The organism is Pseudoalteromonas sp. NH0006-46 (assembly GCF_057547735.1).
In genome coordinates this window covers 1-19,657 of record NZ_BAAJML010000001.1, presented here as the reverse complement: position 1 = coordinate 19,657, position 19,657 = coordinate 1, and the positions used below count along the sequence as shown (strand labels likewise).

Genomic DNA, 19,657 nt, shown 5'->3' with positions numbered 1-19,657 from the left:
TTTGGTTATAAAAAAGCCTGATTTCACTCAGGTTTTTTAAACATAGCTCGTAAATTTGCGACTCTGGCCTGCCCTTTTTCCATTCGCTCTGCCTGAGAACTTGGCGCTTTTTTGTTTTCAAATGCCAAATCATCTTGCGGCAACTCTTGCACAAATCGACTTAACTCTGTTTCAGAGGTTTCACCAAACTGACGGCGTATCTTTGCGTATGTAAGTGTTAACTCTTGCTGCGCACGAGTAATACCAACGTAAGCGAGTCGACGCTCTTCGTCTACGTTATCCTCGTCAATACTAACCTGGTGAGGTAGCAACCCCTCTTCCATACCAACCATAAACACATACGGATACTCTAAACCTTTAGAGGCATGCAATGTAAGTAACTGAACAGCATCGGATTCATCTTCTTCCTCATTACGCTCTAACATATCGCGCAGTGTCAGTTTACTAACCACTTCGGCAAGCGTCATCGGCTCGTTATCAGCGTCTCCAGTTAGCATGTCTGTGATCCAACGATACAATTCAGAGACATTTTTCATTCTCATTTCGGCTGCTTTAGCACTAGGCGATGTTTCGTAAAGGTAAGCTTCGTAATTAATATTACGCACTAAATCTTTCACCGCCTCTAACGTATCACTGCGTACCGCGTTGTCTGACAATTCGACAATCCATCGAGCAAACCCAGCTAAAGCGTTAAAACCTCGCCCTTTTAATCTGTAGCCTAGGTCGTTATCAAAACAGGTAGCAAACAAACTTTGATGTTTTTCATTAGCTAAGGTGCCAAGCTTTTCAAGCGTGACCGTACCTATTTCACGACGAGGGGTATTCACAATTCTTAAAAAAGCATTGTCATCATCTTGATTCACGAGTAAGCGCAAGTACGCCATTATGTCTTTAATTTCTGAACGCGCGAAAAACGACATGCCGCCACTTATTTTATAAGGGATACGGTTGCTCATTAATGACTTTTCAAAGCCGCGTGCTTGGTGATTTCCACGATACAAAATAGCGTAATCTTTGTAGCTTGTGCGCTTCATAAATTTATGCGAAATAATTTCAGCAACTACACGCTCTGACTCATGCTCTTCGTCGCGACAACCAATCACTTTTATCGGCTCACCATAACCTAACTCACTAAATAGCTTTTTTTCTATATCGTGCGGGTTATTGGCAATGAGTATATTGGCAGATTTAAGTATTCGCTGTGCACTTCGGTAGTTTTGTTCAAGCTTTATAAGCCTAAGTCCGGGGTAATCTTTACTTAAAAGAACAAGATTTTGCGGACGCGCACCACGCCAAGAGTAAATAGATTGATCATCATCGCCCACCACAGTAAAACGCGCTCTCTCGCCCACGAGTAGCTTTACAAGCTGATACTGGCTAGTATTGGTATCTTGGTATTCATCCACCAGCAAGTATTTAAAGCGTTGCTGCCATCGCTCACGAGATGTTGCGTTACTAGTAAGTAGTAATGTGGGGATCATAATCAGATCGTCAAAATCTAATGCATTATAGGCACGCAATTGGGTTTGATAACGGGCATAAAGCTGTGCAAATAACGCTTTTTGCGCGTCACGCGCTTCACGTATTGCTTGCTCTGGCAGCACTAACTCGTTTTTCCAGCTACCAATTTCCATTTTTAGTAGCTTAAGTAAATCTTTGTCTTTTTTTAATTCATCTTCGGTGAGTTCCGATAACAGCTGATTAGTATCTTGATCGTCAAATAACGAAAAACCAGGTTTAAAGCCGAGTGTACTCAATTCTTTTTTTATTATTTCTAAACCCAGTGTATGAAACGTCGATACCCATAACCCTTTAGCCTCTTGCTTACCAAGCGTTTGTAATACGCGCTCACGCATTTCTTTAGCCGCTTTATTAGTAAAGGTAACAGCCGCAATATTACGTGCTTTGTACTCGCACTTTTGTACCAAATAAGCAATTTTATTTGTAATAACGCGGGTTTTTCCAGAGCCAGCGCCAGCAAGAACTAAGCATGGGCCACTTATATATTTTACCGCTTCATCTTGTTTTGGATTAAGTTTCATAACGACCAGAATGATTTAAAAGACGCGCAATTTTAACGTAACCATTACTACAGGCATAGCGATTGCCATAATTAATTACGCAAACATGATCATGTGTTAAATGGAGTGGGTATAAGGTAATATTAGTTATTATCATTTTAGGCAATGCCGAAGGGACAATTATGATCAACCCAGCAAAACTAGAAGAAATTGCTAAGCAAATTACGAGTAATATGCCACAAGGTGTAAAAAATTTAGCAGACACGCTAGAAGGTAAAACAAAGCAAGTTTTACAAAACAAGCTTGCTGAGATGGACTTTGTTAGCCGAGAAGAATTTGATATTCAAAGCCAAGTACTTATCCGTACACGCGAAAAACTAACTGAGCTAGAAGCTAAAGTGGCAGTTCTTGAACAGCAACTAAGCGAAAAAACAGACGTTGAATAATTAATTTAACGCATAAAAAAGCAGCCTGAGCTGCTTTTTTTACATTATTGTTTATACATGAAATTAATATCTATTCAAATAGCTCATCAAGCACATAATATTTATGCGCCTCTTCTTGCTTTAAACTCACCAATAACATTTTTACAGCAACTTGCTTGCCTGTTATGGGTTTATAACGCTTTAAAACGCCAACTTTTGTAAGCAATGGTAAAATAACACTGCCTATTTTTTCAGCTAGCCTAAAGTGATCCCGCGCCCCTAATAACAGTGACGGTTGAAAAACACTCGTTTTATTAAACGCCAAAGGCATAACCGCTTGCTCTAACTGCCCCTTCATTTTTAAATAAGCACTGCTGCTGTTTGCATTTGCACCACTTGATGACACTAAGCAATAGTGTTTCATACCATTACATGAAGCAAGTTGCGCGGCAATAAATTGATAATCAAAGTCGACTTTACGCTGTGCCTCAACAGAGCCTGCTTGTTTAAGTGTCGTACCTAAACATGAAAAAAACACATCACCTTTAAATAACTCACTGTATTGAGTCAGCTTTTCAAAATCAATAATATGGTTAGTTAACTTTTTATCGGAAAGTGGTAACGCTCGGCGTGTTATAGCAACAACTTTACTATACTCAGCACAGCTGAGTAATGCCGTCAAAAGCTCAGATCCTACTAAACCTGTTGCGCCAATAACAACCGCCGTTTTCGTCATTTATTTACTCACAACCTGCTTTTTTAAATACATGTTGTATTGCACGTTTGTAACTGTCTGACTCTTCCTCTGCACACGTTACAACCGCTTCTAAGTCATGTAAATGGCCGTTTTCTAAACCATAAACCCATCCATGAATCGTTAAGTCTTGGCCTCGCTCCCATGCATCTTGCACAATATTGGTTCGACATACATTACGAACTTGCTCTATTACGTTAAGTTCTATCAAGCGGCTTAATCGCTGTTCTTCATTTATACTGTTGAGTTGCTCTATGTGCTTTTCTTTTACATCGCCAACATGACGAAGCCAATTATCAATAAAGCCAAACTTTGCATCGTTCAGGACCGCTTGAACACCACCACACCCATAATGGCCAACGACCATAATGTGTTTAACTTTTAAAACTTCGACTGCGTATTGCATCACTGATAAGCAATTGTGGTCAGTATGTACAACTACATTGGCGACATTGCGGTGTACAAATAGCTCACCCGGTAATAAATCAACTATTTGATTAGCTGGTACACGAGAGTCTGAACAACCAATCCATAAGTACTCTGGGTTTTGCTGCATAGACAAAATTTTAAAAAACTCTGGGTTCGCTTCGCTTGTCCGCGCAGCCCAATTTTTATTATTATCGAACAAATTTTTTAATTTTCTCATTGCATCTCTTATTAAGCCAAAACGACTATTTATTGGGTGGAAGGGTTATTATTGGCAAGAATTAAAATATTCCGAGGCGTTAACTGCTTTTCACAAAAGGTTTTAATACTTACTTGATAGCCATGCTGTTGCAAATATAAAGCACGATCGAGCACAAGCCAAACCTCAATTGCTCTTCTGAACACATGTCGAACCAGTTCAATTCTGTCAGTCACCTTTTTTCGAGCGACGCCCTCAGATAAAAAACAAACATAATCAATGCCTTGCGGTATTTTTAATGCTTTTTTATCCCCCGCCCACTCACAAAATGATTTAAATGAACCTGAGAACACCGCCTTATTAACTGAGGGGACACTAACGTAGTATGGCTCATTGGTAATTGACCTCCTCAGCGCATCAAAGCCCAATCGCCACTCAAGTTCTGTTTTTCGTATTTTATCAACTCGAGATGGTGCTGTTACTGTTTCTTGCAGAGCCAGTTTTAAATCACGGTGAGTTAACCTAAGCTGACTTTGCTTGGCAAGCTCGCTCATTGGCAAGTAATCGTTCGGTGTGAATAAATGATAGCAACAAGGTGAGAAGCTAATTTGCTTTACGTTTGCAGCTATTGCTTTGTGTATCATAGCTTGATGTAAAGCGCCGCATGCATGAAGCGCCACAGCATGCATATCAGTATTAAAGAATAATGTAGTGTCATCATGTAATACATCTACTTGGCTAAATTGCATCGCCAAGCCTTGTTGCTTTGCGCTTTTTTGACCCTGTTCGCATAAATTTGCCTGCAGCTCAAGGCTATTAATATGTGTAGCACCGTTGAATGCCAGCATGCGACCTAAATGCCCTTTACCCGCACACCATTCTAATACCGGTAATTTTGTGTTTGGCAACGCAGACACAAAGTCTTGAAGTTGTTCGAACTTACGCCCTTTTATGCCATTACTAATCCAAAAAGGGTAATCATATCGGCGGGTATCTGCTTGAGGTAATTCACATAATAGCTGTAATTCATCAAGTAACTTAATATGCGGATTAAAAAAATCTATTAATTCATTCTGCTTGGTATCAAGTGTCGCTACTTGCTCATCGGTTAGGCTGTTTAATATGCCTTGCAGTTCAGGCCAAGGGATCGCATCAAAGTCAAAAGCGGTGCACTGCCAATAGGCGCGAGTCCGCTTTAAAATAGAATCAAGTGAAGTAAATTGCTCGGCTAACGTCATAACAGCTTAATTTATTAAAAGGCGACCAATTGTATCAGTAACATTAACAGCCATTAAACGGTTATTTTTTTACTAAACATTAAACGCAAATACAGAGGTATAGAAATAACACTCACAATCATCGCTGCAATTAACATCCATGATAGCTCCATTTGTTCCGGCCGCTGATATTTATAAATAAAACTGGCTTTAACCTTGTCAAACTCAGTTTGGTGAATACCGTACAAGTCTGCAATTAGGCGCCACTTTGGAATAGACATATGCCCCAAACTGGTTGTTGCTGGCATAATATACTCTTTTAGCATTTCAGCCTCGTATGCTAATTCATGGAAACTTTTGTTAGGTGCGTAAAGTATTTGGGTTACCGCAATGGCCTCGTCCATATTCATCATTGCGTAGCGCCACCCCTTTAGGCTGGCTTGATAAAATCTTTCGACCGTTTCTGGGGATGTGTTTAACATTTTCCTGGTGGTGTATAAGATATCTGCATAGACGTCTATGCCGTAACGCTGAGGACATATTAGGCGATGTGATATACCTCTCTGAGTCATATTGTAGGGCTCAGTAGATAAATAAACTTGCATTGCATCAAGCCTATTTTCAATCCAGGCTTGGCTTGGGTTGTCACCGTTATATACGCTAAGCAAGCGCGTATTTACTCCGCTGCGAGTAAGCATAGCCATTAACTCATTGCTATCGTTGTGGCTCACTTTACTAATGCGCTTATTTACAAAATCACGAGGATGAAAAATATCAGAAGTGTCTTTTACCATCCAACAATAAGGTGAATATTGCAAGATAGGCGCCATTGCTACGAAAGGTTGGCCGTTTATACGTTCTTTTAAAATACCCGAGTGACCTACACCAAACTCTGCTTTGCCATTAGCCACAGCACTAAACGCATCAGGTATTGTTAGATCTGCGGGCTTTATGGTTACATCAAGACCCACATCTTTATAAAACCCTTTTTCTTTGGCCATGTAGTAACCAGCAAACTGAAACTGATGTGTCCATTTTAATTGTAAAGTGACCGATTCTTGCGCCGCGATTTGGCAACAAAAACAACACAATCCAAGTATTAATCCTTTAAGTAGCAACCAAGTTTCCTCAAAAATATAGTGGTTACCTGTAACTATATGTAAAACAAATGATAAAGCAAGCCCCCTTGTAAGGGGCTTACTGTTGAGTCGCTGTTAAACTGAAGCGAGCTTTGCGGTTTTGTCTGAGAGAGATTGCGTCGTTAAAAATTGTGTAAAACACGGGTTATGCGTTTCATCTTGCACGCTATAACCTAAGTCATTTAGATGCTCGTTAAAGGTCTCAAACTGCTCAGGCTCAATAGCAAAGCCAGCTAAAACATAGCCCATTGAGCCACCTTGACTCCGATAATGAAATAACGTGATATTCCAATCGTTACCAAGTGTATCTAAAAAACGCGCTAATGCACCGGGATATTCGGGAAACTCAAAACGTAACAACCGTTCATGCAGTTTTTCAGGTGCTTTACCACCAACCATATACCGTACGTGCAATTTAGCGAGCTCGTTGTCTGATAAGTCGCAAAACGCGTAATCATTTTTAGTTAGATCTTGTTTAAGCTCATTGAGTTCCTGCTCTCCTTGACGCAGTGCAATACCTACAAAAATTTGCGCTTCACCAGGCCCTGCATAACGGTAGTTGAACTCAGTAATAGCACGGCCACCTAAAGACGCACAAAACTGCTTAAAACTACCCTTCTCTTCTTTAATGGTAACCGCTAATAACGCTTCGTTTTTTTCACCTAGCGCAGTGCGCTCTGCTACATAACGAAGACGATCAAAGTTTAAATTAGCACCCGAAAGCACAGCCGCTAAATGAAGCCCCTTTAAGCCCGATTGTTGGCTCCACTTTTTAAGCCCTGCCGTTGCAAGGGCACCAGAGGGCTCTGCAATTGCGCGGGTAGAGACAAAAATATCTTGCATAGCAGCACAAATTTCATCGCTACTCACAGTGATTACTTCGTCACAAAATTTTTGCGCTAAGCGAAATGTTTCACTGCCGATAATCTTTACCGCAACACCATCGGCAAAACTGCCAACTCGGTCAAGCTCTACCGGCTCTCCTGCTTTAAGTGCAGCTTGTAAACATGCGCTCTCATCGGCTTCAACGCCAATGACTTTGATATCAGGGCGTAACGACTTGATATAAACAGCCATACCAGCAAGTAAACCACCACCGCCAACAGGTATAAATACCGCATCAAGCTCGTTGAGTTGTTGCATTAACTCGCGGGCTACAGTGCCTTGCCCAACAATCACGTCAGGGTCATCAAACGGCGGAACAAATACACCACTTCGCTGCTCTGTCAGTTCTAGAGCGTGTGCTTTTGCCGCATCAAAATGATGGCCATGTAATACCACTTCGCCACCAAGCGCGCGTACTGCGCTTACTTTTATTTCAGGCGTTGTAACTGGCATAACAATAGTGGCTTTATGACCAAGATGTGAAGCACTAAGTGCCACACCTTGCGCATGGTTACCAGCCGATGCAGTAATGACAACCGAGCCTTTGGGCAACTTATTAAGTTTATTGAAAGCACCCCGTAGTTTAAACGAATACACCGGCTGCTGATCTTCACGCTTTAACCAAACATAGTTACCTAACTTCGCACTGAGGTCAGGCATTTTGCTGACCTCAGTGACTTTAGCCAAGGGCTCCATATTTGCTTGAATAATTGCGCGGAAATAATCGAGCTCTTGAGAAACCATAATTAGCTAAGCTCCTCCAACTTTTCTAAGTCACGCACTGCACCCTTGTCTGCACTGGTTGCAAGTAATGCATACGCTTTTAATGCCGACGATACATAGCGCTCACGATCAACCGGTTTGTACGCCAGCTTGCCACGTGCTAGTTGCTTTTGCTTACGCGCTTCTAGTTCTTCATCGCTTAATGCAAGCGTAATCTCACGCGTTGCAATATCAATAATAATTTTGTCGCCATTTTCAACATACGCAATGGCACCACCGCTTGCCGCTTCTGGCGATACGTGGCCAATAGATAAGCCTGATGTACCACCCGAGAAACGACCATCGGTGATCAATGCACACTTTTCAGCTAAGCCTTTTGATTTTAAGTAGCTCGTTGGGTACAGCATTTCTTGCATACCAGGGCCGCCTTTAGGGCCCTCGTAACGAATAACAACAATGTCACCGGCTTTTACTTCGTCGTTTAAAATGCCTTCTACGGAATCATCTTGTGATTCGTACACCACGGCAGTGCCTTCAAAATGTAGCATTTCGTCAACAACGCCTGCGCTTTTAACAATACAGCCGTCAACCGCTAAGTTACCTGAAAGTACAGCTAAGCCGCCATCTTGTCTGAATGCGTGCTCAACACTACGAATACAACCATGCTCTCGGTCGTTATCGCCTTCATCCCAACGGCACTCTTGGCTCATTGCTTTTGTAGTACGAATACCAGCAGGGCCAGCGCGGTAAAACTTTTGTGCGGCTTCGTTTGTTGGATCAGTCGCATCCCACTTTTTAACAAGCTCACCCATTGTCATACCCGCAACGTGGTTTACCGATAAATCAACTAAACCGGCTTTGCCTAGCTCACGTACAATTGCCATCATGCCACCAGCGCGGTGAACATCTTCAATGTGGTACTCAGGTGTAGCTGGAGCTACTTTACATAAAAATGGAGTTTTACGAGATAACTCATCAATGTGCGACATATCAAAGTCTACACCGGCTTCTTGTGCGGCTGCTAATAAATGCAATACAGTGTTAGATGAACCACCCATGGCAATATCAACAACCATAGAGTTCATAAAGGCTGTTTTGTTAGCAATAGCGCGAGGTAACACGTCTTGGTTATCTTTTTGGTAGTACTCACGGCATAAATCAACAATGCGAGCACCCGCTTCTACATATAGCTGCTTACGGTCTTTATGGGTTGCAAGCGTTGTACCATTACCCGGTAGTGCAAGGCCAATAGCCTCTAATAAGCAGTTCATTGAGTTTGCAGTAAACATGCCTGAACACGAGCCACAAGTAGGACATGCAGAGCGCTCTACTTGCTCTGAATCAGCATCACTTACCGACTCATCAGCGCCTTTAACCATGGCATCTACTAAATCTAATTTGATATCAATGTTAGCAAGTTTTGTTTTACCCGCTTCCATTGGTCCGCCCGATACAAAAATAACCGGTATGTTTAAGCGTAGCGCTGCAAGCATCATCCCTGGGGTGATTTTGTCACAGTTAGAAATACAGATCATCGCATCAGCGCAGTGGCCGTTAACCATGTACTCAACCGAGTCGGCAATTAGGTCGCGTGATGGCAGTGAGTAAAGCATGCCACCGTGGCCCATTGCGATGCCGTCATCAATAGCGATGGTATTAAATTCTTTTGGTACACCACCCGCTTGTGTGATTGTTTCAGCCATTAACTCACTAAGCTGGTTAAGGTGAACATGCCCTGGTACAAATTGCGTAAACGAGTTAACTACAGCAATAATTGGTTTACCAAAGTCTGTGTCGGTCATGCCTGTTGCGCGCCATAATGCACGTGCGCCTGCGCGTTTACGTCCTTCAGTTGTTGTTGCACTTCTTAATTTAGCCATAGTTACCTCTGTTTTGCCGCTCTGTATGCGGGCATTCCTCATTCTAAAAATTGGTGAGTAACTGTTGTTCAATTACTCGTAAATTTGTGTTGTTAGCAATTACACAGCTTGTTGCTGTAAATTTTGTAAAGTGATTTCTTTAACGTCCACCAGCTTATTTAACTGGCTTGTTAAAAGGTGGATTGGTTTATCACTATCTACTGTCATCGCTACATTATAGTGGCCATCATCCATATTGAGCTGAAAATGCGTAAGATCAAAACCACGGTGACGCACTACACGCAAAAAACGCTCGACCGCTATACTTTGGCTCTTTAATGCAATAGTTAGGCTGTGTTTCATTGTGCTTTCTCCGTAATCATTTCGTCATTTGCAGCCCCTGGTGGTACAAGTGGCCATACGTTTTCTTTATCGTCTATGCAGGCATGTACTATGTACGGCCCTTTGCTGTTAACTAATGCGGTTATTGCATCATCAACTTGATTTGCATGTGTAATTGTTTGCCCAGGAATACCAAATACAGCGGCTAACTGAACAAAATCAGGGTTATCTGAAAGGTTTGTTTCAGAGTAACGTCCTTCAAAAAATAGCTCCTGCCATTGGCGAACCATACCTAAGCGTTGGTTATCTAATATCAGTATTTTTACTGGTAAATTGTTACGGCGAATAGTGGCGAGTTCTTGGATATTCATCATGATTGAACCATCACCCGAGACCGTTATTACAAAATCATCCGGGCGCGCTACTTGTGCACCTATGGCTGCTGGTAAACCAAAGCCCATTGTGCCTGCACCACCACTACTTAAATGGTTGCTCGGGTGGCTAAATTTCATGTGTTGCGCTACCCACATTTGGTGCTGACCCACATCACAGCACACTACGCCTGTTTTTGGCATACGCAGGCTTAATTGGTTCAATAAATACGGGGCAAATACTTTTTCGCCTGGGTAATCGTAGCGCCACGCATGTTTTACGCTTAACTGCTTATTTGTATCGCACCATGCTTTAGGGGTTACAAAGCACTCAAGTGCCGGTAATGATGTTTTTAAGTCTGCAACTAACGAGGCCTTAGCAGGTTTTCGTTTACCTACTTCAGCTGCATCTATATCTAAGTGGATTACTTTTGCTTTGGCTGCAAATTTAGCTAAGTTACCCGTTACGCGGTCATCAAAACGAGCGCCTATACACACTAATACATCGCACTCTTGCACGGCTATATTAGCGGCTTGTGTACCGTGCATACCTAGCATACCTAAGTAATGTTCGTAATCTGGTAATACACTGCCTAATGCCTTAAGTGTTGATACTGCTGGCATTTGCGTTTTATTTAAAAACTGCATTAACTCATTTTGCGCATCAGCGGCTTGCACGCCGCCGCCAACATATGCAACTGGCTGCTTTGCTTCACTTAATAACTGATTTGCAATAGCAACTTGGTTTAAATCAAGCTGTGGTAAGTATTCATCAGCGGCGAGCCAAGGTTTAAAAGGCACTTGCGCCATTTGAATGTCTTTTGGAATATCGACAAGTACAGGACCTGGGCGACCACTTTGGGCTAAGTGCATAGCCTCTTGCAGTATTTCGGCTAAATCTCCTGGACGCTCTACCATGTAACTGTGTTTTGTGCACGAAAGTGACATACCTAGCACATCTACTTCTTGAAATGCATCAGAGCCAATAGCTGCAGTAGGTACTTGGCCAGTAATTGCTAATAATGGTACTGAGTCCATCATTGCATCGGCAAGTGCTGTTATTAGATTAGTTGCCCCAGGGCCTGATGTTGCTAAACATACGCCTAATTTACCTGTGCTGCGGGCATAACCTACAGCAGCAAAACCAGCACCTTGCTCGTGGCGAGTGAGGTAATGCTTGACTGGCGCACCATACAGAGCATCGTAAATTGGCATAATGGCTCCACCAGGGTAGCCAAATACCTCTTTTACGCCGTGTTTGGCTAATAAGTCGATTGTGAGTTCTGCGCCTGTCATTAATAAATCCTCATTCTTCAGTGACAACCTAATTAATTTTTACCCTTAAAACTAAAAAGCCCTCCGAACTGTTAAGTGCGGAGGGCTTTTTAATGCTCAAGTTTACAGCACTACAAAGCCCTCGCGGGAATAATCACCACGATAATAATCAGGACTAGTTTAAGTGCAGTTGTAAGCATGTAATTAACACCAAATTTAAATAATCTGTTGCGAAAGCTCATCTTTCGCTCTGTTATGTATTAGTACCGCGCTGAGCGGCTTAAGTCAACACCAAACTCAATTCAAAAAAAGCACTAAAACCCAAATTAAGTGGTTTTAAAATTCACTAAATACAACCATAAAGGAATTTTTATGTTTTAATTTAAAGTATAGAAATTCACTATTCTTATATTCCCCATTTATGGTTTGATTAATTTTTGAGTTTTAGTAAAAATTAAATTAATTTTTTTATACAGATAGTATTTAGCTCTTCCGAATAGTTTTAATGATTATGGCTTGCGACTGTACAAAATCAAAAAACGTAAATAGAACAGACACTCCACTCAGCGCACATTAGTACCAATACCCTCACAAAAGACGTTTGATAAATACTGAATTTAGCACTGCTGTATAGGCAAATTTAGGTTAGTATTTGTTTAACTCAACAACAGGATTTGAAGGACAAACCATGAAACCGATACCTCGTATTAGTTACTTTTTCATTATGGTGCTGCTTATAGCACTTAGCTTCAATAGCCTTGCAAAACCGGCTTTATATAAAATAGAAAAAAACGGCACAACATCTTATTTATTTGGCACTGTTCACGTAGGTGATGCCAGTATGAAAGGCTTACCTGAAAATATAACTCAAGCCATTGAACAGAGTAATGAAGTGGTTGTGGAAGTGGATATTAGTAAACTTACTCCATTTGAGATGCAACAGCGCTCTATGCCGTTAATGATGCTTAAAAATGGCAAAACATTACAAACAGAACTATCAAAACAAAACTACAAAAAGCTTAAAGATTACTTTGCAAAAAAGTCGATTGATATTGCCATGTTTAACACCTTCAAACCGTGGGCTGTAATGGTAACTATGATGCAAATTGAATTTCAAAATGCAGGATTTTCTGATCAAACAGGCATAGACAAGCAAGTACTTGCTTACGCTAAAGAGCAAAATATAAAAATAAGCGAACTAGAAACCCTAGAGCAGCAGTTACAAATGTTTGATGGTATGGCGCTATTAAGTAACGAAATGATTGAAGAAACCTTCGAGCAGCTTGCCGACATTAATACTTACTTTATTAAGCTAGTAAACGCGTGGAAAAATGGCGATATGGATACGCTTACCGAGTACTACAATATGAGCTTTGACGATAGTAATTACGGTGAAATAAGCGAGCAAGTCATGCTGGTTAGTCGAAATAATAAATGGGTTGAGCAATTAGTGCCTCGCTTAAGTAACGAAAAACTATTTATTGCGGTAGGTGCACTGCACTTACCAGAGCAGCATGGCTTAATTAAGCAGCTAAAAGACAAAGGGTTTAGTGTTACTCGTCTTTAAAACTAAGAACTCCAATAAAGCTTACGTAAATAGTTACCCTGCGTAAGCTAATAATATTTAGGTGGATTATGAAACGTATTCAATTCGAGATTTTATTTTTTCTCTCCATGCTTTTTATAAGTGGAATATATTACTATCAAGAGGGACACTTTAAACCAAGTGGTGGGTTAATCATTGCTTCTTTACTTCTTGTGATCGAAATTATTATTTACGCAATAGAAAGTATTAATAAAAAATATAAAAAACATTCTAAAACCTAAAAAAATTGTATCTCAGGTAGCAATAACTTCATTTGGGTAAGGTGCTTCTATGCTTGCAGTACTAATTTAACCTTATCAATTAGCACTGCAAACAGTGTCGATTTGCCTACATCATAGCACTTACTGTACTGCCAAGTTAACATAAGGCTAATTATGTAAGTCAGCGTATTTTACACATTTTTAATTTATTTCACTGCTCACACATACATTAACTAGCGCATCGACAATTGCTTGCTTGCCAATTGGTTTATGAATATGCCCACTGGCGCCATACTCATATACTAACTTCATATCCTCTGTAGATGTATTAGCGGTAACCACAATAATAGGCGTATTAGCGTCAAAAATGCGTATTTTTTTAATAGCCTCAAAGCCATCCATTATTGGCATATTTAAATCCATAAAAATAACCTGGTATTCGTTTTTAGTGGCCATCTCACAGGCGACCTTTCCGTTTTCTGCACATTCATAGCTGTAGTTAAGTTGTGAAAGAATTCGCGTTAATAAGTGCATGTTTAACGGGTTATCTTCAACAACTAAACAATGCAGATTTTTAGGTAACAGCGCACTTAACGAAGGTGCACTTTCATCAATCACAACGGGCATTTTCAGCGTAACGCGCACCCCATTTGGCGATGTATTTTCAAACACAATATTTCCGTCAAAAGCATCAACAATGTACTGCACCCTTGCAAGGCCTGTTCTTAACCCTTGAAAGTGATTATTTTGATTAGATGAATCAAAGGTTAACCTGCTGACTGGCTTGGTTAATCCTGAACCTGTATCCGTGATTGTTACTGTTAATTGCTTATTGCTAACACAAGCCTTAACAGTAACAGCCCCCTCTTCTGTAAACTTTAATGCGTTGCCAACTAACTCAGCTAACACTTGCTGAAAGCGTTGATGATCTAGCTTTATAGCTTGCTCAAGTGTCGAATCAAGAGTTGTAACTAAGGTAATGCCTTTTTGGCTGTAGCCAAATTCATACCCTAAAAGCACTTTATTGAATGACTGAAGTAAGTTTTCATTTGACGGTTTCAATGCCCAACGACCTAAACTAAGCGCCTGTAAATCTTGTAGCTCGTCAAGCATTGCTATTATTCTTGATGCGCAATAAGAGGCCTGTGTTTTAATCAATTTTTGGCTATTACTGACCTCTAACGAATCAATCGAGGCAATAAAGCCTTGTAGAGGCGTTCTAAACTCATGACTTGCTCGAGCTATAAAGTGTTCTTTATTTTTGCTCACTTGCTGCGCAAAATCTTTTTGCTGTTGATACTTTGATAACGCCTTAGTGATCTGCTTTTCCATCGGTATGAACACAAAGCGCAATACACCAATAAGCAATAACATAGTTAGCAACCAAAAAAATAGCTCGGCTGAAGACACCCACGCCACTTTTTTTACGGACTCTTTTTCAAATAAGCCAACAGCTTGATCTAAATACTTTAGTAACTCTTCCATTCGCTTAACAGAAAACACATTGGGGTCTATTTTTTCCTGTTTATACAGTAGCCCTTCTACCTGCTGGATAAATTTTTGCACGCGCAAATCTAGCTCAATAGGTGATTGTATATATAACTTGATAAGCTCAGGGCTGAGGTATTTATATTGACCATTATCGTTTTTTAACAATAAATATTGATGGTTTGCTTTAAATAGGCTGAGCGATGCATCTAAAGACTGCTGATGATCTGTACTAGGTACTTGCGAGGTTAATAACTTATCACCATGCCATGCAATTTTTTGCGACAGCATTCGCTGTTTACCAGCAATGTTAATAATGTTTGCATCATTTTTTTGTACTGAAAAAAAGTACTGCATTAGTAATACAGAAACACTAATTAATAGCGCAATAGCGATTAATGCCCACCGATTACGTAGGCGAATATTTGCAACAATTTCAAACATAGTTAGCCTAACTTTTTGGTTTAAGTGTAGTCCAATTACATCAATATCTATGCTTAATCTATAAATATAAAAAAGCCCAACTCAAAGCTGGGCTATATAAGAGGATTTACTATCTATTTTCTAAACGATTGTAATCGAACAACCCGTATTCAATACCACGGTATTTTTTTGCTGTAGCGTGCAAAATATCGCTGTATTGCCAAAACTGTGGATGAGAACGTCTAATACCAAACTTAGTTTTTAAAGCTGCGTAGTCAGCTTCAACTTGCATCATAGGTAACTGTTCAGCAAAAGCCTCAACCTGTTGTTCATTATTCAAATACCAAATGGAAGCTGGGTAGTCACCTATAAAACCGGGGACGATTGTTGCCGTGTCTTCGTCAAAAGCTCGTTGACCGTCTTCATTTAATAAGCTCGAAATATTGTAATGTGCGTTATGATGAATAATCGTATAAGCCTTATGGCTATCGTCATCTTGCTTTACTAACACAAACGATAACTGCGGTAGTAAGTTTACTGCTTTTGCAGGCATAGCATTAATGGCGCTTAGTGATTTAGGTACTTGTTTATAATCGTAGTGCTCGCTTAGCACTGGGCTTAGCGCCTCTTTAATTAGTGCATATAACTCTTTTTGAGGATTGTTTGTTTTATAAGTTATACCGCTTGGCTGACTAAACTCACGATTATTTTTAAAAAACTCAGCAAGGCTTGGGGGTGATTTTCGATACCACTGGCCTTTAATTTTATCTCGTTTACTCTCAGATAATAATGCTAAGAAGTTTTGCTCTCCTTCTAAGCGTAAAAAATCCATATACAAACGCGTTACCAGTTGATGCCCAATATTGCCGTAAACATCAAAACCAGCAACCAGCAAATAATGAATTCGCTCAAATAAGGCATAATCTAAAATCCAAGTTGTTTTTGGCTCTTGACCAATAAAACCTTTCACCACAGTGGCACTGTCAAAATGACGAAAAATAGTCAGTGCTGCATTTTTATTGTGGCCATCTCCTTTCCACAATAGATCTGTTGTTAAATGCTCGCCACCTTTAAACATCTCATTAGCTAAATTGACCTTTGCTTTTAAATATTTTTGCTCCAGAGCTGAGTATTTAACCCAGTTAGCAATAGGAAATGCATTACTTTCCTCTGCGGCGGGTAATTCAAGTGCGTCCTCATGCTGCATTATCATTTGTCCAACCGCTGGGGTTGCCACTTTTTTGGGATCAGCAAAAGCAACCCAAAAGTGGTCGTTAATCACATTTAACGCAATTTGACCACGGCAAACTGGCCCTTTTATAAAGCCCATAATAATTAACTCAGCTTCATCAAGCATAAATTGATATTTAGAATCAATAGGGATCACTTCAAACGTTTTAAACGGATTAGATGCAGACTCTGCCTTGTAGCTTGGCATGCTTTTAACCGTATACTCTGGTGCAATGAACTGTTGGTATAAACGGGCCAACTTTTCATCATTTAGCTTAAGCGGTAAGTGAGTTTTAGATAAAATAGTGCTGCGATCATGCAGTAATCGGTAGTAAACACGGTTAACCTTAGGATCGTCATAAGGTCGGCGTGTGCTTATTAATTTTATTTTTTCACCGGGTGGTGTGCTCGAGCGAACAAGCTTAAAAAAGTTATCTGGGGTCTTTTGGTCAAAATATATGTGAGCTAAAAACCAATGCTCGTATATATAGCGAGCCGATAACTGATACTTCAAAGCATCTTGGTTTAAAAAAGCTTCCCAACGCTTAACCTGCTCAAGCTCAAACTCAGTTGGCGGGTCGATATGCGCCATCTTTCCGCCTGCTTTGAGCCATTTCTGCAAATGATTAAACTCATCACGAGATACACCCGGTAATCCATAAGGCATACCAGCATGAGGTTGCTCACTCGCTAATTGATCAAACTCACCCATAGTGGTGCAGGTTTGAGAGCGGCTCAGCGAAAAATCAAACTCATCACCTAATATTTCATTTGCAGGTAATTCATGACTTTGCTTTAGCACTAAACTATTAAACAGCACGCTACCAGCCAAGTTAGCTTCTTGGGTTTGGATTCGCTCATTTAAAACAGGGGTGAAGTTCTTTTCACGCCATTGCTCTGTCGTTGTAGCATCAAATAACAATCTACTCGGCGTTGTAGCAAGTAAACGAGTTCCGTCGTAGACAAGGTCTTTGCTTACCCCTCTATCTATCCCTTCAGGGGAGGATAGCTTTAACTGGCAAGGTGCATCGTAACAACCATGACACACAACACACCGAGTATCGAGCACCGGTTTTACATTCTGTAAAAAATTAGCCCCTTCGCCAGTAGTATGAGAAACAATTCTCTGCTGAGGTTGTTCAGTGCCAAATATCTCATTGTAGTGGGCATTACCTAAGTACGCACAACCACTGAGAATAACTAATATAACGATACCTATGAGTTTGTTCATTCGTCTTCATCACCCAAATCAAAGGTCGGCATCATATCCATTTGCGGAGATATAAATACATCTTGGTTCTCAGTATTGAGCACAACACTTAGAACAGGACCATGAATTAATGTTATTTGCACACTGTGTGGTTGCTCTAACACAGGAGTATAAGCAGGGTCTGTAATCAATAATTCATAATCTGTCACTGTAATAGCTATGCTGCTATCCTCTGAAGGGTTTTGGCAAATTTGAGCAAGTAAATCATCATCAAGTGGTATTAATATTTCAAAATCAGGCTGTTCTAAATCTCTATCACTTAAAGACTCATTTAATAGAAATAAAGGAAGGGTTAAATTGCTATCTTGTTCAAATTCCATTGTCTACTCAACATGCATAATTTATATAACTGGCATTATAACAAAATAACAAAAAATAAAACGTTAATGCCAATACCCAAAGTAGCTAAGTGCAAGACAATCCTCTCATGCACTTATCAACACATTGTAAACGCTTTAATCTTTCGTTTGGATCACCGAAAAAACAGCACCTTGAGGATCGCAAAGAACGGCAAACCGACCAACTTCAGGTACTGTAGTAGAAGGTACACATAATTGAGCTCCCAGTTCCTGTGCCTTGTTGGCTGTTGAATCGCAATTATCAACTAAAAAATAAATCATCCAATGAGGAGGAACCTCCTCAGGCCATTCATTATTCATTTCAAGCATTCCAGCAACAGGCTTATCATCCACCATGAATAATGTGTAATCCATACCATCCATTGGTTTTATTTCACTTTTCCATCCCAGTAAAGCACAATAAAACTCGTTACTAATTTTACTGTTGCGTGTAGCTAACTCATGCCAATAAGGCGTTGATAGCTCTGAGAGACGCTTGCACCCTTTATGTTCTCTACCTTGCCACAAAGCAACTGTTGCTCCACCCGGATCAGTAAGCATTAACATCCGGCCAGCATTCATAACATTATGAGGACCTGCAATTATTTCTGCTCCGAGTTCCTTCGCTTTTAATGCACATTCATCCACATCGTCTACCGCAATATAAGTTAACCAACTGCTTGGAATACCCTCTTGAATTTGTTCTTTTGGCATTTCATACATGGCGGCAATGTCGTCATTCTCTTTTTGTAACATAGTATAAAATAGATCATCGCCTATAGGTTGATCATCAGTACCCCAGTCAAATAAAGACGTATAAAAAGCTTTACCCTCTTTCCAATTATGTGTACATAGCTCTGACCAGCAAAAAATACCTTGTGGATAATTATCCATATTGAAGCCTTTGTTATTTTTATATTAGGCATACTCTTAAAACGTAGTACGCACGATTAAATTTTAATTAGCTTAAATCAATAACTATTAAGAGTCGATGATAGATATAAGGAACGTGTTGAAATCTAAAATAGAGCATCTAAAGCAGGCGCTCTATTTTTAATGCCATACACTTTTTTACCTTGCTGCATTTAGTCCAGTTGAGAAATATGGAGTTGACTAGGGCAATACTCTACATCTAATTATGTTATGTATTTAGTAGTTATGATGAAATAGATGTGCGAATATGGCTTCGTTTGATCTATCTGCTTTAGTCCAAACAGCAAAAAACCCGTCACATCGCTTTAACGGGTTTCGCTTATTTGAAGCCTAGAAATGTCGTGGTGCCCACAGCAGTGGAGAGTCACAATAAAGTGTTGCACTACCATCGCTCAATGTATTTGATAGTCAAAACACTATTCACAAAGAGGCGCTTCGCTTTGGAGACGCTGCGCTTTAGAGAAGAGAATGTTGAATATTGCTTTTCTCCAGACAGCAAAAAACCCGTCACATTGCTGTAACGGGTTTCGCTT

The 19,657-nt window shown here is 40.3% G+C and carries 16 protein-coding genes; 3 read left to right on the top strand and 13 right to left on the bottom strand.

Annotated features, from left to right (window positions below; all coding sequences use genetic code 11):
• Positions 1-23 precede the first annotated feature (23 nt).
• Positions 24-2,042 (bottom strand): DNA helicase Rep, encoded by a 2,019-nt coding sequence (gene rep / locus AC27I2_RS00080; protein ID WP_487203170.1) that lies wholly within the window; start codon positions 2,040-2,042, stop codon positions 24-26.
• A 161-nt stretch (positions 2,043-2,203) separates the two neighbouring features.
• On the opposite strand from rep, the gene ubiK reads away from it, so the two are divergent.
• On the top strand, positions 2,204-2,467 hold the full coding sequence (gene ubiK, locus AC27I2_RS00075; protein WP_058403888.1) for a ubiquinone biosynthesis accessory factor UbiK: 264 nt from the start codon (positions 2,204-2,206) through the stop codon (positions 2,465-2,467).
• Positions 2,468-2,537: 70 nt separating this feature from the next.
• Here the strand turns inward: ubiK and AC27I2_RS00070 are convergent, their stop codons facing one another.
• The 8 genes from AC27I2_RS00070 to ilvG form a co-directional block, all read right to left on the bottom strand.
• On the bottom strand, positions 2,538-3,182 hold the full coding sequence (locus AC27I2_RS00070; RefSeq protein ID WP_138530832.1) for a Rossmann-fold NAD(P)-binding domain-containing protein: 645 nt from the start codon (positions 3,180-3,182) through the stop codon (positions 2,538-2,540).
• Positions 3,183-3,186: 4 nt separating this feature from the next.
• Positions 3,187-3,846: a carbonate dehydratase gene (gene can / locus AC27I2_RS00065; protein ID WP_058403890.1), complete on the bottom strand. Its 660-nt coding sequence runs from the start codon at positions 3,844-3,846 to the stop codon at positions 3,187-3,189.
• A gap of 29 nt (positions 3,847-3,875) precedes the next feature.
• Positions 3,876-5,063, bottom strand: coding sequence for a methyltransferase (locus tag AC27I2_RS00060; RefSeq protein ID WP_487203169.1), 1,188 nt, complete (start codon positions 5,061-5,063; stop codon positions 3,876-3,878).
• 53 nt (positions 5,064-5,116) lie between these two features.
• Positions 5,117-6,160: an ABC transporter substrate-binding protein gene (locus tag AC27I2_RS00055; RefSeq protein WP_487203168.1), complete on the bottom strand. Its 1,044-nt coding sequence runs from the start codon at positions 6,158-6,160 to the stop codon at positions 5,117-5,119.
• Positions 6,161-6,256: 96 nt separating this feature from the next.
• The gene (gene ilvA / locus AC27I2_RS00050) at positions 6,257-7,810 is read right to left on the bottom strand and encodes a threonine ammonia-lyase, biosynthetic (protein ID WP_487203167.1); all 1,554 of its coding nucleotides are present in this window, start codon (positions 7,808-7,810) and stop codon (positions 6,257-6,259) included.
• A gap of 2 nt (positions 7,811-7,812) precedes the next feature.
• Positions 7,813-9,669 (bottom strand): dihydroxy-acid dehydratase, encoded by a 1,857-nt coding sequence (gene ilvD / locus AC27I2_RS00045; protein WP_487203166.1) that lies wholly within the window; start codon positions 9,667-9,669, stop codon positions 7,813-7,815.
• Positions 9,670-9,768: 99 nt separating this feature from the next.
• Positions 9,769-10,011 (bottom strand): acetolactate synthase 2 small subunit, encoded by a 243-nt coding sequence (ilvM, locus tag AC27I2_RS00040; protein WP_006793049.1) that lies wholly within the window; start codon positions 10,009-10,011, stop codon positions 9,769-9,771.
• Positions 10,008-11,657, bottom strand: a complete 1,650-nt coding sequence (gene ilvG / locus AC27I2_RS00035; protein ID WP_487203165.1) for an acetolactate synthase 2 catalytic subunit — start codon at positions 11,655-11,657, stop codon at positions 10,008-10,010. The genes ilvM and ilvG overlap by 4 nt, the downstream gene beginning before the upstream one ends.
• 667 nt (positions 11,658-12,324) lie before the next feature.
• On the opposite strand from ilvG, the gene AC27I2_RS00030 reads away from it, so the two are divergent.
• Both AC27I2_RS00030 and AC27I2_RS00025 read left to right on the top strand, forming a co-directional pair.
• Positions 12,325-13,203: a TraB/GumN family protein gene (locus tag AC27I2_RS00030; protein WP_487203164.1), complete on the top strand. Its 879-nt coding sequence runs from the start codon at positions 12,325-12,327 to the stop codon at positions 13,201-13,203.
• A gap of 68 nt (positions 13,204-13,271) precedes the next feature.
• The gene (locus AC27I2_RS00025) at positions 13,272-13,463 is read left to right on the top strand and encodes a hypothetical protein (protein ID WP_058403897.1); all 192 of its coding nucleotides are present in this window, start codon (positions 13,272-13,274) and stop codon (positions 13,461-13,463) included.
• A 180-nt stretch (positions 13,464-13,643) separates the two neighbouring features.
• Here AC27I2_RS00025 and AC27I2_RS00020 read toward each other — a convergent pair whose 3' ends face one another.
• The 4 genes from AC27I2_RS00020 to AC27I2_RS00005 all read right to left on the bottom strand — a co-directional run bounded on the left by AC27I2_RS00020 (position 13,644) and on the right by AC27I2_RS00005 (position 19,085).
• Entirely contained in the window at positions 13,644-15,374 is a 1,731-nt protein-coding gene (locus tag AC27I2_RS00020; RefSeq protein ID WP_487203163.1) for a response regulator, read from the bottom strand.
• Between the two features lie 109 nt (positions 15,375-15,483).
• Positions 15,484-17,814, bottom strand: a complete 2,331-nt coding sequence (locus AC27I2_RS00015; RefSeq protein ID WP_487203162.1) for a fatty acid cis/trans isomerase — start codon at positions 17,812-17,814, stop codon at positions 15,484-15,486.
• The gene (locus AC27I2_RS00010; protein WP_487203161.1) at positions 17,811-18,173 is read right to left on the bottom strand and encodes a hypothetical protein; all 363 of its coding nucleotides are present in this window, start codon (positions 18,171-18,173) and stop codon (positions 17,811-17,813) included. Before AC27I2_RS00010 ends, AC27I2_RS00015 begins: the two co-directional genes overlap by 4 nt.
• 135 nt (positions 18,174-18,308) lie before the next feature.
• The gene (locus AC27I2_RS00005; protein WP_487203160.1) at positions 18,309-19,085 is read right to left on the bottom strand and encodes a VOC family protein; all 777 of its coding nucleotides are present in this window, start codon (positions 19,083-19,085) and stop codon (positions 18,309-18,311) included.
• Positions 19,086-19,657 lie beyond the last annotated feature (572 nt).

What these genes read in the sequence shown, in the direction of transcription:
- rep (WP_487203170.1), bottom strand. Translation starts at nt 2,042, where the DNA reads ATGAAACTTAATCCAAAACAAGATGAAGCGGTAAAATATATAAGTGGC.
- ubiK (WP_058403888.1), top strand. Translation starts at nt 2,204, where the DNA reads ATGATCAACCCAGCAAAACTAGAAGAAATTGCTAAGCAAATTACGAGT.
- AC27I2_RS00070 (WP_138530832.1), bottom strand. Translation starts at nt 3,182, where the DNA reads ATGACGAAAACGGCGGTTGTTATTGGCGCAACAGGTTTAGTAGGATCT.
- can (WP_058403890.1), bottom strand. Translation starts at nt 3,846, where the DNA reads ATGAGAAAATTAAAAAATTTGTTCGATAATAATAAAAATTGGGCTGCG.
- AC27I2_RS00060 (WP_487203169.1), bottom strand. Translation starts at nt 5,063, where the DNA reads ATGACGTTAGCCGAGCAATTTACTTCACTTGATTCTATTTTAAAGCGG.
- ilvA (WP_487203167.1), bottom strand. Translation starts at nt 7,810, where the DNA reads ATGGTTTCTCAAGAGCTCGATTATTTCCGCGCAATTATTCAAGCAAAT.
- ilvD (WP_487203166.1), bottom strand. Translation starts at nt 9,669, where the DNA reads ATGGCTAAATTAAGAAGTGCAACAACAACTGAAGGACGTAAACGCGCA.
- ilvM (WP_006793049.1), bottom strand. Translation starts at nt 10,011, where the DNA reads ATGAAACACAGCCTAACTATTGCATTAAAGAGCCAAAGTATAGCGGTC.
- ilvG (WP_487203165.1), bottom strand. Translation starts at nt 11,657, where the DNA reads ATGACAGGCGCAGAACTCACAATCGACTTATTAGCCAAACACGGCGTA.
- AC27I2_RS00030 (WP_487203164.1), top strand. Translation starts at nt 12,325, where the DNA reads ATGAAACCGATACCTCGTATTAGTTACTTTTTCATTATGGTGCTGCTT.
- AC27I2_RS00025 (WP_058403897.1), top strand. Translation starts at nt 13,272, where the DNA reads ATGAAACGTATTCAATTCGAGATTTTATTTTTTCTCTCCATGCTTTTT.
- AC27I2_RS00020 (WP_487203163.1), bottom strand. Translation starts at nt 15,374, where the DNA reads ATGTTTGAAATTGTTGCAAATATTCGCCTACGTAATCGGTGGGCATTA.
- AC27I2_RS00015 (WP_487203162.1), bottom strand. Translation starts at nt 17,814, where the DNA reads ATGAACAAACTCATAGGTATCGTTATATTAGTTATTCTCAGTGGTTGT.
- AC27I2_RS00010 (WP_487203161.1), bottom strand. Translation starts at nt 18,173, where the DNA reads ATGGAATTTGAACAAGATAGCAATTTAACCCTTCCTTTATTTCTATTA.
- AC27I2_RS00005 (WP_487203160.1), bottom strand. Translation starts at nt 19,085, where the DNA reads ATGGATAATTATCCACAAGGTATTTTTTGCTGGTCAGAGCTATGTACA.